At 49.4% G+C, this 15,050-nt stretch carries 12 protein-coding genes; 9 read left to right on the forward strand and 3 right to left on the reverse strand.

All coding sequences use genetic code 11. From position 1 onward, the window contains the following. A partial coding sequence (locus K2P83_RS12440) for an energy transducer TonB (protein WP_292929649.1) occupies positions 1–734 on the reverse strand: 734 nt, incomplete at its 3' end. A gap of 298 nt (positions 735–1,032) precedes the next feature. Between K2P83_RS12440 and K2P83_RS12445 the strand changes: the two genes are divergently transcribed. The 7 genes from K2P83_RS12445 (at position 1,033) to K2P83_RS12475 (ending at position 9,167) form a co-directional block, all read left to right on the forward strand. Next, a complete protein-coding gene (locus tag K2P83_RS12445; RefSeq protein ID WP_292929651.1) occupies positions 1,033–1,449 on the forward strand; it encodes an RDD family protein in 417 nt (138 codons plus the stop codon). Positions 1,450–1,665: 216 nt separating this feature from the next. Beyond that, a complete protein-coding gene (locus tag K2P83_RS12450; protein WP_292929653.1) occupies positions 1,666–2,598 on the forward strand; it encodes a GGDEF domain-containing protein in 933 nt (310 codons plus the stop codon). A gap of 198 nt (positions 2,599–2,796) precedes the next feature. Then, positions 2,797–5,091 (forward strand): DNA translocase FtsK, encoded by a 2,295-nt coding sequence (locus K2P83_RS12455; protein ID WP_292929655.1) that lies wholly within the window; start codon positions 2,797–2,799, stop codon positions 5,089–5,091. Positions 5,092–5,147: 56 nt separating this feature from the next. After that, a complete protein-coding gene (lolA, locus tag K2P83_RS12460; RefSeq protein ID WP_292929657.1) occupies positions 5,148–5,774 on the forward strand; it encodes an outer membrane lipoprotein chaperone LolA in 627 nt (208 codons plus the stop codon). Further along, positions 5,752–7,086 carry a replication-associated recombination protein A gene (locus K2P83_RS12465; RefSeq protein WP_292929659.1) on the forward strand — a complete coding sequence of 445 codons (1,335 nt, stop codon included), beginning with the start codon at positions 5,752–5,754 and terminating at the stop codon, positions 7,084–7,086. Before lolA ends, K2P83_RS12465 begins: the two co-directional genes overlap by 23 nt. A 40-nt stretch (positions 7,087–7,126) precedes the next feature. Beyond that, positions 7,127–8,443: a serine--tRNA ligase gene (gene serS / locus K2P83_RS12470; RefSeq protein WP_292929661.1), complete on the forward strand. Its 1,317-nt coding sequence runs from the start codon at positions 7,127–7,129 to the stop codon at positions 8,441–8,443. Between the two features lie 40 nt (positions 8,444–8,483). Continuing rightward, positions 8,484–9,167 (forward strand): DUF6781 family protein, encoded by a 684-nt coding sequence (locus K2P83_RS12475; RefSeq protein ID WP_292929663.1) that lies wholly within the window; start codon positions 8,484–8,486, stop codon positions 9,165–9,167. A gap of 10 nt (positions 9,168–9,177) precedes the next feature. Here K2P83_RS12475 and K2P83_RS12480 read toward each other — a convergent pair whose 3' ends face one another. Further along, positions 9,178–10,065: a recombination-associated protein RdgC gene (locus K2P83_RS12480; RefSeq protein WP_292929665.1), complete on the reverse strand. Its 888-nt coding sequence runs from the start codon at positions 10,063–10,065 to the stop codon at positions 9,178–9,180. A 43-nt stretch (positions 10,066–10,108) separates the two neighbouring features. Between K2P83_RS12480 and K2P83_RS12485 the strand changes: the two genes are divergently transcribed. After that, positions 10,109–10,447 carry a DUF2007 domain-containing protein gene (locus K2P83_RS12485; protein ID WP_292929667.1) on the forward strand — a complete coding sequence of 113 codons (339 nt, stop codon included), beginning with the start codon at positions 10,109–10,111 and terminating at the stop codon, positions 10,445–10,447. 76 nt (positions 10,448–10,523) lie between these two features. Beyond that, on the forward strand, positions 10,524–12,749 hold the full coding sequence (locus K2P83_RS12490) for a Tex family protein (protein ID WP_292929669.1): 2,226 nt from the start codon (positions 10,524–10,526) through the stop codon (positions 12,747–12,749). 98 nt (positions 12,750–12,847) lie between these two features. Here the strand turns inward: K2P83_RS12490 and K2P83_RS12495 are convergent. Further along, the coding region (locus K2P83_RS12495; protein WP_292929671.1) for a tetratricopeptide repeat protein at positions 12,848–15,050 on the reverse strand (2,203 nt) is incomplete at its 5' end.

Genomic DNA, 15,050 nt, shown 5'->3' on the forward strand with positions numbered 1-15,050 from the left:
CCGATGCCAGCCGCAAGAAGCCGTTCATCCAGTTGCCCAGCCTGAAGCGCCGGCCGCGCAACCTGGAGGGCTGTGTCCTGCAGTCGAACCGGCTGGCCATTCCGCAGCGAGGGATTACATTGCCAGTTTCTCACCGCGGTTAATGCTGCTGCATCAAGACGTTCATAACCACTGCTATTAATAACTTTTGCCTCATCAATATGCCCAGTTTCATCCAATTCCACGCGCAGAACCAATTTACCCTCTTCGCCCATACGCCGGGAAATGGCAGGATAATCGGGGGCGATTAATTTAGGACAAGATACCGACAACTCCGATGACAACGTGACCGGCCCTGTTTGCATTTGCGTTGGCGGAGCCGCAGCCACAGGCTTGGTTTCTCTCGCTTGCTCCATTACTGGATTTGGTAAAGATTCCACTTGTTTCTGCTCAGATGCCACAGGCGACTTTGCTACAAGGCGCTCTTGTTTTGGCTTAATCACAGGTTTCTTGGCTGGCTGGAGTTTAACTGGCTCGGGTTCTGGCAAGGCTTTTGGTGCAGTACTAGGCGGGGATGCTGCAATCAACTCAGCAAATAAGGTAACCACTTGTTCAGGAGGAGGAATTAAACGTTGATTCCATAGAAAATAAAATAATGCAGCATGCACTACGAGCACAAAGAGCAATCCGGGCAATGAGATTAAACGTTGTTGCGGCCCTAAGTACTCAATATTTTTCCGAGATAATGATTGCATTACAGAATAACAAATCCAGACAAACTGCTTGCTTACTTGATCTAAAATAGGTCGGATGCCAGTGATTTTGCTTTTTGTTTAAAACGCTAAATTACAGCCCCGCCATATGTTGTTATAATATACGTATAAATTCAGGTTATGATTATCAAGCTTATATAATAATTCAAACGATAATAATTATCAATCACTGAAACTTATACTGAATTATTTTAGGCATAAAATATCTGCTATTTCCTCAGCGATTTCTATTTGGCCATCACGTCCACAACGTCATCACTTTTATCGATCCGAGTCAAATATGATCAACTCAACACCCGGTTTCTGGCGGCGAATAATCTGCATGATTTATGAGTTTCTTCTTCTATTGGCCGTGTTATTTCTCACTAGTTTTATTTTCCACCTCATTTTCAGCGATACACAAGCCACATATTTTAGGCCACTATTTCAGTTCTATCTGTTTGTTGTTATGGGATACTACTTTTCTTGGTACTGGACACATGGCGGACAAACGCTGGCGATGCAAACATGGAAGATGCGTGTTGTCGCCGCAGATGGCAGCAGCTTAACAAAAAAACAAGCCTTTACACGATATCTGTTTGCCTTGATAGGCATTTTCTTTTTTGGTCTTGGAATTATCTGGGCACTATTTGATCGTGACCATCAATTTCTCCATGATCGGCTGGCAGGGACACGAATCATTAAAAAAGAAAATTAGAATTAGCAATGATTTCATACTTTCAAGGGTTATCATTAAATCCCATCTGTTCACCAAATCAATACACAGAATTTCAAACTTTGTTTTTAAGAAACAATGTATAATGAACTGATTATCATAATTTAACCAATGCACTATTTGCCTATAAAGATTAGACTCTGTAATCCGTAGAATATAAACACAAACATACTTTCATACAGATCTTCACTCAAACAGATGCGTAGCCAAATTCTCTCAGCAACCGCCTATCTGAAGTTCTTATTCAGAGAATACCCAATTCAGGCTAACAGCCTAATTATCTTAGTTGCAACGCTCTCTATTTTGATAATCGACTTACAACTACCCCTGGGTGTCGCAGCTGGTGTACCCTATGCATTAGTCATATTTGCTAGCTTGTGGGTGTGTGGAATTCAATTTACCTACTTCCTTGCTACATTGGGAATTATATTCACAATAATCGGCTTCTATTTTTCACCCGGCATTGCAGTACCAATGAATATTGCCTTGTTTAATCGAGGAATCACTTTATTATTGGTCATCTGCTCCACAATTATGGTCATCAAGATCAAAAAGGCGAATATTGACATTTCCACCTTAATGAATCAGTTACTGATTGACCCGGTCACCGGATATAAGAATAGACAGTCTTTTGAGTCCGAATTAGACACCGAAATACTACGTTGCAAACGTTATCACCGAAATCTATCAGTTGCTATTATTGATATCGATCTTCTAAAGCTATTCAGTGATAAATATGATTTTATAAATAAAAATGATTCCTTAAAAAACATTTCCCAAGAGTTTAAAGCGGATATCCGAACATCCGATCTTTTCTACCGTATAGATATTAATGTATTCGCTGTTTTATTTCCTGAAACAGAATTAACCGAAGCCAAAGAAGTCTGTGAAGCCATTCGCAAAAAGATTTCTGCCAAGATAGATAAAAACACAGAAAACAAAATCACAATAAGTATCGGTATTGCTATGCTGAGTGAAGCTGATAAAAGAATAAGCTTATGTAAACGTGCAGAAGATGCGTTATTTATTTCAAAACGTAACGGGGGCAATTTTGTTTCAACCTTGCCCGAAGTTGCCAACAAAGACAAACCCCACGTAGCTGCTATCTTATCGCGATCAAGATCTAATTGATTAAATTTTGAGATTTTTCTCGGACAATTCCACTTCCAGGGTTGAAACCAAGATAGGCGCTATCTTGCACAACCCTACTCAGATACCTTAAATTTCAACAATAAAATGCATTTACCGATGCATTAGAGAAATTACTTCTGATTCTCTTATATAATTTAGTGTATCAAACAGACAAAACCTTTCGTTTCTGAGATACCTATGAGTTTAATGAATAAACCAATGGCCAAGAAAAGCGGCCATCCCTTCTCACCCAGAGTAGCCCGATTATTGCGTGAATCCGGTTGGTTGATCCTAGTGGGTGCCGCACTTTATCTCATATTGATATTTGTTAGTTATGATCGCGGAGATGCAGGTTGGTCACATAGCGGCGATTCCAATCAAATTCAGAATGCGGGCGGGCATGTTGGTGCCTGGCTGGCTGATTTTTTGCTGTACCTGTTTGGCGCTTCCGCATGGTGGTGGGTTGCTTTCTTTCTCTCAGCCGTTAGCTGGAGCTACCATCGCATTGATACAGCCGGAATTTTTGACCGGCACTCCGTATTACTCTCGGCAGGAGGTTTTTTACTGCTGCTTTCAGCCAGTAGTGGATTGGAGTCGCTCAGGTTTTACACCATCAGTGTTTCGCTACCGCTAGTGCCGGGTGGTATGCTGGGCAGCACAGTCAGTCATCATCTCTCACAGATACTTGGTTTTATCGGTGCAACACTCACTTTATTAATATTTATCGCAATCGGTTTCAGTCAATTTACCGGCCTATCTTGGGTGCGTTTCGTAGAAAAGATCGGCGAAAGCATCGAGAATCTCTTATTGCTGATAAAAGATCTGTGGGAAACAAGAAAAGACAAATTTGCAGGCATCATTGCATCACGCGTGCGCGAAAAAATTGTCGAAAATGAAAAGAAACGCATAGAAAGCACTCCGCTATTGCATATTGAACCACCAACCACGAATATAATTAAATCACAACGTATCATCAAAGAGAGACAGCCCTCGCTGTTCTCTGATTTACCCGACTCGCCTCTACCCCCTTTGCATCTTCTGGATGAGCCCGAAAAAGACTTTGAAGTGCTATCCAAGGAAACTATTGAATTCACTTCGCGTTTAATCGAACGAAAACTCAAGGAATTTGGTGTGGATGTCAAAGTAGTCGCCGCTTTTCCCGGCCCTGTTATCACCCGCTATGAAATTGAACCGGCGGTCGGTGTCAAAGGCAATCAGGTGATTAATCTGATTAAAGATCTGGCACGGGCATTATCAGTTGCCAGTATCCGGGTGGTCGAAACCATTCCGGGAAAAACCAGTATGGGACTGGAGATTCCCAATCCCAAGCGGCAAATTGTGCGGCTGCAGGAAATACTCAGTTCACAAGTCTATGCCGACTCCGCCTCACCATTAACCATTGCGCTGGGTAAAGATATCAGCGGCCGCCCGGTCGTATCCGATCTGGCGAAAATGCCTCATGCACTAGTAGCAGGAACAACCGGATCAGGAAAATCCGTCGCAATTAATGCAGTCATTTTAAGTCTGGTCTATAAAACCACTCCCGATCAAACCCGCTTGATCCTGATTGACCCGAAAATGCTTGAATTATCTGTATATGAGGGCATTCCGCATCTGCTAACGCCCGTTGTAACCGACATGCGCGAAGCCGCCAGTGCGCTACGCTGGTGTGTCAACGAAATGGAACGGCGCTACAAGCTGATGTCAGCGCTCGGTGTCCGCAATCTCGGGGGCTACAACCAGAAAATTCGTGATGCAGCTAAAAATGAAGAGCCTGTAATTGACCCATTTGCGCCGCCAGAAGCGCCGGAGTACCTGGAAGAATTACCGCTCATAGTCGTGGTGATTGATGAATTAGCCGATTTGATGATGGTCGCAGGTAAAAAGGTTGAGCATCTGATTGCCCGCCTGGCACAAAAAGCACGGGCATCCGGCATACATCTATTATTGGCAACGCAGCGCCCTTCGGTCGATGTGATTACCGGCCTGATCAAAGCCAATATTCCGACCCGGATTGCCTTTCAAGTATCCAGTAAAATTGACTCACGCACCATTCTCGATCAAATGGGTGCCGAGGCGCTGCTGGGCCAAGGGGACATGCTGTATTTACCGCCGGGTAGCGGCTACCCGCAACGCATTCACGGCGCTTTTGTTGCCGATCACGAAGTACACAGGGTGGTTGAGTATCTGAAAGAACATGGCGAACCGAACTACATCGAAGATATCTTAAAGATTGATGACGAAGAAAGCGATGCCGGTAATTCGCTTGATATCAAAAAGCCGGCAGAAGGTGAAGCAGATCCGCTCTACGACGAGGCCGTGGCTATTGTCGTCAAAACCCGCCGTGCTTCAATCTCTTTGGTGCAAAGAAATTTGCGTATCGGCTATAATCGCGCAGCACGGCTCATCGAAGAAATGGAGCGAACCGGTTTGGTTTCATCCATGCAAAGCAACGGCAACCGGGAAGTATTGACTCCCGCACGCGGCGAGTAATCCAATTCTCGGCAACCATGCTTAGTACCCCCCGACAACCTCACGACAGGAACATTATGGTTCGTTCAAGCTGTGCTATTTTTTTCTTGTTATTCGGCGCCCTGATATCGCCATACGTTGAAGCAGCCGCCATCGACAGCCTAAAAACCTTCATCAAGGAAACCCGTACGGTACGTGCAAATTTTTCACAAACGCTGTATGACAAAAACGCACGCACGCTACAGGGATCAAACGGTACCATGCAATTTGAACGCCCGGAGAAATTCCGCTGGACGTATGATAAACCGTATGAGCAACTCATCGTGGGCGACGGCACTCAGGTTTGGTTTTACGATCGCGACCTCAATCAGGTCACCATACGACAATTCAATATTGCGATCGGTAGTAGTCCGGCTGCGCTCCTTGCCGGTAGCAGCGCCATCGAAGATAATTTTGAGCTGATTGAACTCGGCGTGCAAAATCAGATTGAATGGCTTGAAGCCATTCCAAAAAGCAAAGAAAGCGCTTTTGAGTTTATCCAAATGGGGTTTTCACCGGAAGGTGCGCTCAAGATTATGGCGTTACGCGATAGTTTTGGCCAAACCACATTACTGGAATTCTCAGACCTGGACAAGAATCCCAATTTACCGGCTGATTTATTTAAATTCATACCTCCTGACAATGCAGATGTCATCAGCGAGTGATACCGATCTGTTTTCACCCAACAAACCCAAAGCACCCCTCGCCGAACAGTTACGCCCCAAGCATCTAAACGATGTCATCGGGCAAAGCCACTTGCTCGGTACCGGGAAGCCGTTGCGCTTGGCTTTTGAATCGGGAAAACTGCATTCGATGATTTTATGGGGTCCGCCGGGAACAGGAAAAACCACGCTGGCACGTATCATGTCAACCGAGTTCAACAGCGAATTCATGGCCTTGTCTGCTGTACTCTCCGGCATAAAAGATATTCGCAATGCGATTGAACAAGCCCAATTAGTATTACAACAAAGCGGGCGGCATACCATTCTTTTCGTCGACGAAGTACATCGTTTTAACAAATCACAACAAGATGCATTCTTGCCGTACGTCGAACAAGGCCTGATCACTTTTATCGGTGCCACAACCGAGAATCCCTCGTTTGAAGTGAATAACGCATTATTGTCGCGCGCTCAGGTTTACGTTCTCAACGCCTTATCCGAACAAGAACTGTCTCAGCTATTTGATCGAGCACAGAAACTGGCACTCAGTAATCTGCAGTTCTCAGATGAAGCACGACTTCTCTTGATTGAATTTGCCGATGGCGATGCGCGACGCTTACTGAATCTGCTCGAGCAAATCAGCACAGTCGCTGAAACTGAAACCATTTCAGAAATCAGCAAAGACATTGTACTCAATGCATTGTCGCGCAATGCCCGCAATTTTGACAATGGTGGTGACGCGTTTTACGATCAGATATCCGCCTTACACAAATCCATCCGCGGATCTTCCCCCGACGCGGCACTCTATTGGTTGTGCCGCATGCTCGATGGCGGAACCGACGCCTTGTATATCGGGCGGCGTTTGGTTCGCATGGCAACCGAAGACATTGGCCTGGCAGATCCCCGCGCCTTGCGCCTGACGCTAGATGCTTGCGAGACTTATGAACGGCTGGGCAGCCCGGAAGGCGAATTGGCATTGGCGCAAGCAGCCTTGTATCTTGCTTGCGCACCTAAAAGTAACGCGGCCTATTTAGCCTACAATAAAGCACGTGCTTTTATTGCCCATGACAAATCTCGCCTTGTACCTAGTCATCTGCGCAACGCACCAACCCAATTGATGAAAGAAATCGGTCATGGAAACATGTACCGCTATGCGCATGATTGCCCGGAAGCATATGCGGCTGGAGAAAATTACTTCCCGGATGAAATGCCGGAGGTCAGTTTCTATCAACCAACAGCTTACGGATTAGAGCAAAAAATACAGGAAAAACTGACTTATTTGCGCAATCTGGATAGACAAGCCAAGCATAAAATATAAAAATCATTTCATTCTACACCGGCTATTTTGGAGTTTTTTCATGTTAGAGATTCAACAACTACGGACTGATCTGGATGCTGTCACCCGGCAGCTTGCCAAAAGGGGTTATGCCTTTCCTATCGAAGCGTTTAATGCTTTAGAGGCAGAGCGCAAAACCATTCAGACCCAAACTCAGGAGCTGCAAGCACAGCGCAATGCGGCATCGAAAAAAATCGGTAATGCCAAGAGTAAAGGGGAAGATGTCTCGGCCATAATGGCCGAAGTGGCGCATCTGGGCGACGCATTGAAGCAAGCCGAGACACAATTGGAGCAAATTCAGAACAGCTTGCAGAAAATATTGCTCGAAGTCCCTAACCTGCCTCACGACAGCGTGCCGGAAGGAAAAAATGAAGAACACAATCAGCAGATTCGCCGCTGGGGCGAGCCGCGGCAATTTGATTTTGCCATCAAAGATCATGTCAGCATCGGTGAAGGGCTAGGACTATTGGATTTTGAAACGGCTGCGAAACTCAGTGGCACACGATTCAGCCTGATGAAAGGCGGACTTGCCCGTTTACACCGCGCACTCGCTCAATTCATGCTGGATACCCATACGCAGGAACACGGCTACATGGAAGCGTATGTACCCTATTTGGTTAATCGGGAAAGTTTACGCGGCACAGGACAATTGCCTAAATTTGAAGAAGACCTTTTTGCCGTCAATGCAGGCGGCGCAGAAAATAGTACCTCGAACAACTCGCCCGCATTTCATCTCATCCCAACTGCGGAAGTACCTATTACCAATATGGTGCGTGATGAAATCGTACCGCTACAATCCTTGCCGCTAAAATATGTTGCACATACACCGTGTTTTCGTTCCGAGGCGGGCAGTTATGGAAGGGATACGCGCGGCCTGATCCGCCAGCATCAATTTGACAAGGTTGAACTGGTGCACATTGTTCACCCCGATCAATCCTATGAAGCTCTGGAGCAATTGGTCGGTCATGCGGAAAAGATTCTACAGAAATTGGCGCTCCCTTATCGCGTCATGGCACTGTGCACGGGTGACATGGGCTTTTCGGCGGCAAAAACCTACGATATCGAAGTCTGGCTGCCGGCACAAAATACTTACCGGGAAATTTCCTCATGCAGCAACTGTGAAGCATTCCAGGCACGGCGTATGCAAGCACGCTTCCGTAATGAAAATGGAAAACCTGCACTGCTGCATACATTAAACGGTTCCGGGCTGGCTGTGGGCCGCACGCTGGTGGCGGTGCTGGAAAATTATCAGAATGCCGATGGCAGTGTCTCCATTCCGGAAGTTTTACGTCCTTATATGAATGGCCTTGACCAACTCGGGAAAACCGGAGGAGAATGAAGAACGAAGTATCTTTTAATATTTTATAGGGTTCATCATCATGCACAATGAAAATACCGGCAAGTCTAACAGCAGCGATATGGACGCGTTAGAAGCGGAAGTTCGTGAGGCGGTAGCCAATGGTTCACATATTCAAGATACCGTACACCGTTTAACGCTGAAGGCAATCAATGCGCAACGTATTGACCTGGACTCCTTACAGCGGATTATCACCGCCGTCATGCAAGGCGCACACGATGGTGCATCGCAACAGTTACTGCAGGCAACCAGTCAGGCGCATGCTGCAAAATCACAAATCACTGAAGCCGTCGCCGGATTGGATTCAGCGCTGGCAAGATTTGCCGAAGCCTCCAATCTCGCCATTGAAGAAGCGGCAGGGCAAGCAAAAAAATTCTCTGATACAGAATTGGCGCGCACCCGTTCTGATCTGGAAAGTTTGGAAAGCCTGTTCCTGGAAACTCTGCATCACACCGCCACAGCCGCACAAGGGCTGATTGCCGATGTCCTGCTCGATATAAGCCACCATGCCAAAAATACTGGAACTAATGTGGGTTCGCAGTTGAAAGAAACATTGGCCACTCTTGCGCAACAAGTCGCTTCGGTTGGACATTCTCAAATGGAAGTCGGCGTCAGCCTGGCACAAAAGACCGCTGATTTTGTGAGTAAATCTGCGAACGGCGTGTTATCGGGAATCAAGGATCAATCCAAAACCGGCAAACACTAGACCATCGGGTTTAACCGCGGTCTTCGCCGCCCAACGCATCGATGACGTCGGTGATGAGCTGGCTCAATTCACCCGTCATAATGGCAAAATCACTGGCAAATAATTCTTCATCCGATTCGGTGGATTCTTTCAGGATATCCAGAGGTGTAATCCGCCGAAGCTGAAGATTATCCTGCAAAACAAATGAAACTTTGCTGTTCCAGGTCATCGCCAGTTTGATCACCCGTTTTCCTGCCCGGATATGCCGCGTTGTTTCTTCGGCTTCCAAAACATGGCGGGTATATTTGACCGTTGCTTTCTCATCACTCATGCCTTGCAGTTCACAATCGCGATCAATCGTAAAAATCGACGGCAGGTCATCGCCGGACAACCACCGCGTCATGGCAGCAGCAGGCGAAATTTGTGTATCCAAAGGCTCCAAAGCCAAATCATTCACTGATTTCAGCAGTACCTCAACCAATTCATCGGCTTTGTTGGGACTCGCCGTATCGATAACCAGCCGGTTATTGATGCCGTCAATCCAGGCATACGTCTTATGGCGTTGTGTAAAGGCACGCGGCAACAACTCGATAATCGTTGCTTCCTTAATGTCTCTAACCTGTTTCTTGCCTGGTTTGTAGCCTTGCATTTGTTCAATTTGCGCAAGCCGGGATTTCGCATGTTGATTAATCACCCCGGCCGGCAATAATTTCTTTTCAACCCCCATAGCGACCAACCACTGCTGGCCATACGCATGCACAAAACTCTCTTTTTCCTCGCGCGGCACAACCCAACCACGGCTTTGCATTTCCATTTGCATGCAGGGTTGCATGGCACGCTGTGAAAGTGCCTCCTCGAGACTATTCAGTGTTATATTTCCGCTGGCGATACGATATGCTTGTAAGTTTCTAAACCACATAATTTTACTCAATTAATCGATTGTATTTAGCAATTCTCATTGCATGAAAAAAGTTTACTCTGCCAACAATTTGATGGAAGCACAGATAGTACTTGATCTGCTCGAACACGCCTATATTCCGGCGCAATTATTTAACCAACACGCGCAAAGCGGCATGGGGGAAATACCCTTCACGCATGCCTACCCGGAAGTTTGGGTCATTCGTGACGCAGATTATGAGCGTGGCAAACTTGTGATTGAAGCCTACGAGAAAGCTCCGGTGGCGGTTGGCAACGTGCACTGCCCGTCCTGCAACGAGGAAAATCCGGCTAATTTTCAGTTGTGCTGGAAATGCGGTTCCGGTCTGGAAATTGTTCTACACCCAACCAACGTGCCCGAGTAATGGTTACAATCCGGTTGCGCTGACTAGTAACGCAATCGCCTACTTTCATTCTAATTACCCATAAATATACCCATCCATGCTGCCATCGATCGAACAACGCCTCGCCAAAGAACTCGCCGTAAAACTGACCCAAATCCTATCCACCGTTCAGTTATTGGACGAAGGCGCCACCGTGCCTTTTATCGCACGCTATCGCAAAGAAGCCACCGGTGGACTGGATGACGTGCAACTGCGCTTGCTGGAAGAGCGCTTGCACAGTTTGCGTGAACTGGAAAAAAGGCGGCTTGCGATCATTTCGGCGATCGAAAAGCAAAACAAAATGACCCCGGAACTGCTCGATGCCATCACGCACACCGAAGACAAAGCTCATCTGGAAGATTTGTATCTGCCGTATCGCAAGAAACGCCGCACCAAGGCGCAAATGGCCCATGAAGCCGGTTTGCAGGCGTTGGCGGATTCATTGTTAAATAACCCGAGGCTCAATCCGGAAACCGAAGCAGCCAAATATCTTAAAGCGCCTTTCACTACCGAGGAAGGCGACAATCCCGGCGTTGCGGATGCTGCTGCCGCGTTGGAAGGCGCGCAGCATATCCTGCTGGAACGTTTCGCCGAACAGGCGCCGTTACTCCAGACGCTGCGTGAATACTTGCGCACGCATGGCATCCTGACCGCCAAAGCCGCCAAGGACAAAAAAGACAGCGACACCAAATTCACCGATTACCATGATTATCATGAGGCGATCAGCAAAATCCCGTCGCATCGCGCATTGGCGTTGCTGCGCGGTGAGCGCGAAGCGGTTTTGAAGTTAAAACTGCATCTGGATTCCGAAATCGAAGAAAAAACGCGCACGACCGCGCTCAACCCGTGCGAACTGTTGATCGCCCGGCAATTCAGCATCCACGATCAAAAACGCCCGGCCGATGCCTGGTTGATCGATACGGTTCGCGCGAGCTGGCGCACGAAAATCTTTGCGCATCTGGAAACCGAATTCATGAGTAGCCTGCAAGAACGCGCTGAAACCGAGGCGATTCAGGTTTTCGCACAAAACCTCAAAGCCCTGCTGCTCGCCCCGCCCGCCGGTCCGCGCGTCACCATCGGGCTCGATCCGGGGCTACGCACCGGCGTGAAAGTCGCGGTCGTGGATGCCACCGGAAAAGTATTGGCCACCACCACCATTTATCCGCACCCGCCGAAAAACGACTGGGATTCTGCGCTGCAGACGTTAAAGCAACTGGCTGAGCAGCATCAAGCAACGCTGATTGCGATTGGTAACGGTACCGCATCGCGCGAAACCGATCATCTGGCGAAGGATTTGATCAAAAAATACCCGCAACTCAAACTCACTTCAATCATGGTATCCGAAGCCGGTGCCTCGGTGTATTCCGCTTCCGAACTCGCTTCCGAAGAATTGCCCGATTTGGATGTATCGCTACGCGGCGCCGTCTCGATTGCGCGCCGGTTGCAAGATCCGCTGGCTGAGCTGGTCAAGATTGACCCGAAATCGATTGGCGTCGGCCAGTATCAGCATGACGTCGACCAAAACAAATTGGCACGCTCACTCGATTCCGTCGTGGAAGACAGCGTCAACGCCATCGGCGTCGATGTGAATACCGCTTCTCCGGCTTTGCTGCGCTATGTCGCCGGTCTCAGCAGCAAAATCGCGCACAATATTGTCACGCTGCGCAACACCAAAGGCAGGTTCGTTAAGCGTACCGATTTGCTGAAAGTCCCCAGCCTGGGTGAAAAAACCTTCGAGCAAGCCGCCGGATTCTTGCGCATCGCCAACGGCACGAACCCGCTGGATGCTTCCGCCGTGCATCCGGAATCATACCCGCTGGTCGAGCAAATCCTCCGTGACGTCAGCCTGGATGTCAGGGGATTGATCGGCAATCAACCCGTTCTGAAATCCATCCGCCCGGAAAAATACGCGAACGCGCAATTCGGCCTGCTGACCGTCCAAGACATCCTGCACGAACTCGAAAAACCCGGCCGCGACCCGCGCTCCACGTTTAAAACCGCCACGTTCAAGGAAGGCATCGAAACGATGAAGGACCTGCACCCCGGCATGGTGCTCGAAGGCGTGGTTACCAACGTCGCCGCGTTCGGTGCGTTTGTCGACATCGGCGTGCACCAGGATGGACTCGTGCATATCTCCGCGTTGGCGGATAAGTTTGTCAAAGATCCGCATACGGTAGTCAAGGTGGGGCAAGTGGTTACCGTCAAAGTGTTGGAGGTCGATGAGAAGCGCAAAAGGATTGCATTGACGATGCGATTAGGCGATGGCGCAGTAACCAAACGCTAATCCCGGTTTCCCTGCGATTCAGTTCCTGACAAAAACCATCAATTGTTATCACCCGGTTCCGGCGCGGATTCAGGCAGGCAAGAAAACTGCGCAGGAACCTAACTGTGCTCATCGCGTATGCGCCGCTTGATATGTTGCAACCGAACCCATATATCCCTTAATCGTTTGACTTCTTCGGCTGTCGGTTCTGCGCTACCCGTCCTACCTGCCAGCTGAAACAACAGGTTATGCAGGCTATCCGCCAGATCCGGGCCGTACACGGCAAAGTTGTCTTGCGCCAACTGCTCACGGATTGCCACCGCGCGTTCGATCGCAGTCAATCCTTTCGTGCGCTGCCCGCTATTATCCAGGCGAACCGACAGGTTATTTAGGCAAGTCGCCAGATCCGGACCGTACGCAGCAAAGTTGTCTTCCGCCAGCTTCTCAAAGATTGTCACCGCACGCTCGATCTCAGCCAATCCATCCTCGCACCGCCCGCTCTGCGCCAAACGATTCGACAGGTTATTCAGACTACTCGCTAGATCCGGGCCGTACGCGGCAAAGTTGCCTTGCGCCAGCTGCTCATAGATTGACACGGCGCGCTCGATGGCAGCCAATCCCTCCGCGAGCAGCCCGCTTCCAGCCAGATCAACCGACAGGTTATTGAGGCTCAGCGCCAGATCCGAGCCGTACGCGGCAAAATTGTCTGCTGCCAATTGCTCACGGATCGCCACCGCGCGCTCGATCGCAACCAATCCTTCCGCGCGCCGCCCGGCATCACTCAGACGAAGCGACAGGTTATTCAGGCTCATCGCCAGAGCCGGGCCGTACGCGGCAAAGTTGTCCTGCGCCAGCTGCTCATAGATCGCCACCGCGCGTTCGATCGCCGCCAGCCCTTCCGTACGCTTCCCGCTTTCACCCAGATTAACCGACAGGTTATTGAGACTCAACGCCAGAGCCGGACCATACGCGGCGAAGTTGTCTGCTGCCAATTGCTCGTAGTTCCGCACCGCGCTTTGATCGGTTGCGATGGCCAGCGGTAGCAGTGTGCGCTCCAGATTAGATCGGCTTAAGGCGGCATTGATTGTTGCACTGCGCTCGGAATCCTGACTGATCCAATCGATCAATCTTTGCAGTGGCCACTGCCGTTTCAGGATAAATTGCGCGTCGTGAATCAGCCGCCCCAGAATGGAACTGGCTTCACGGCTATCCGCAGCCGCGGCCAGTGCGCAGTATTGCCATGCCCCGGCTTGATCGCCGGTGACTTCGGTCAATGCATAGTGCAGCAGGTCGGCGGCAAGCAGATCGGGCTGAAGCGCAGCAACTCCGTCTTGAGACCATAAGCTGGTTTGCTTGAGCTGATTCAGCACCGGCAAACGAATATCGAGCGGCAGCGTTTCACTGCCCTGGATTAGCTGGCGCAATGCTTCGCTGTCCAATTTTCCGGATATTCCGGCCAGCGCGCGCAGCATCACCAGGCTATAGGGATCGAGTGACAGTTGTTTGGCTTCTTTGACCAAGCGGTTGATTTCGTATTGCTGCACCAACGCGCGCAAGATCGCCGGTGCGCTTAAGTCGCGGGCATCGGATTGCAACATGCGGTGTATCGCCAACGCCAGCACAAACAGCGGACGCTGGTGCGCTGTATTGCGTTGCTGCCATTGCTGAAAGCTGGATTCCGTCAGCGGCAAAGGCGGCACGGCAAGCTGCTGGCGCCGATGCAGTTGCTGCCAGGCGGCTTGAAATAATTCCCAAGCGTTGGAGTCACCGGCCGTCAATCCGGTTAACTCAAAACCGGGCGCCATGATGGTTTGCGCGGTCTGCGTCAATTGCTTCAGAAAATCCCCGTTACGCCCCAGCAATAACACGCGCAACTTGCATGACAACGGTTGCCGGGCAAGCGCATCCAATAATGCGCTGACTTTTTCCGGGCGTTGTTCCGGGTAATCGATGACCAATAATGTTCCCGCACCGGCGGTATACCAGCAACCACTCAGCCCTTGCGCCTCACCCGCCTGCCAGCCTTTTTGTTCGCGCAATTGCCGGGCGAATTCGAACGCCAGCCTGGTTTTCCCGGTGCCGCCTTCGCCAGTGATCATGCGGCTGCTAATCGGATTCGGTGAATCCGCCCAGTCGTGCAAGGCTTTGAGTTCCTGCTCGCGGCCAATCAGTTCGGTCAAGCGGCTTTTCCAGCTCAGCAGGTATTCGATGCTGTCCGCATTGAAGCTGCCGCTGAAATCGGGAATGTTGAGACAGCGCTTGCCCGGGCCTTCGCTCACCCAGCATTCGTTTTCCTGCCATTCGAAACATAAACCGCTCAAC

The sequence above is a fragment of the Nitrosomonas sp. genome (assembly GCF_019752415.1).
Lineage (GTDB): Bacteria > Pseudomonadota > Gammaproteobacteria > Burkholderiales > Nitrosomonadaceae > Nitrosomonas.

Coding starts and splice junctions, on each gene's coding strand:
- K2P83_RS12445 (WP_292929651.1), top strand. CDS start 1,033: ATGATCAACTCAACACCCGGTTTCTGGCGGCGAATAATCTGCATGATT.
- K2P83_RS12450 (WP_292929653.1), top strand. CDS start 1,666: ATGCGTAGCCAAATTCTCTCAGCAACCGCCTATCTGAAGTTCTTATTC.
- K2P83_RS12455 (WP_292929655.1), top strand. CDS start 2,797: ATGAGTTTAATGAATAAACCAATGGCCAAGAAAAGCGGCCATCCCTTC.
- lolA (WP_292929657.1), top strand. CDS start 5,148: ATGGTTCGTTCAAGCTGTGCTATTTTTTTCTTGTTATTCGGCGCCCTG.
- K2P83_RS12465 (WP_292929659.1), top strand. CDS start 5,752: ATGCAGATGTCATCAGCGAGTGATACCGATCTGTTTTCACCCAACAAA.
- serS (WP_292929661.1), top strand. CDS start 7,127: ATGTTAGAGATTCAACAACTACGGACTGATCTGGATGCTGTCACCCGG.
- K2P83_RS12475 (WP_292929663.1), top strand. CDS start 8,484: ATGCACAATGAAAATACCGGCAAGTCTAACAGCAGCGATATGGACGCG.
- K2P83_RS12480 (WP_292929665.1), bottom strand. CDS start 10,065: ATGTGGTTTAGAAACTTACAAGCATATCGTATCGCCAGCGGAAATATA.
- K2P83_RS12485 (WP_292929667.1), top strand. CDS start 10,109: ATGAAAAAAGTTTACTCTGCCAACAATTTGATGGAAGCACAGATAGTA.
- K2P83_RS12490 (WP_292929669.1), top strand. CDS start 10,524: ATGCTGCCATCGATCGAACAACGCCTCGCCAAAGAACTCGCCGTAAAA.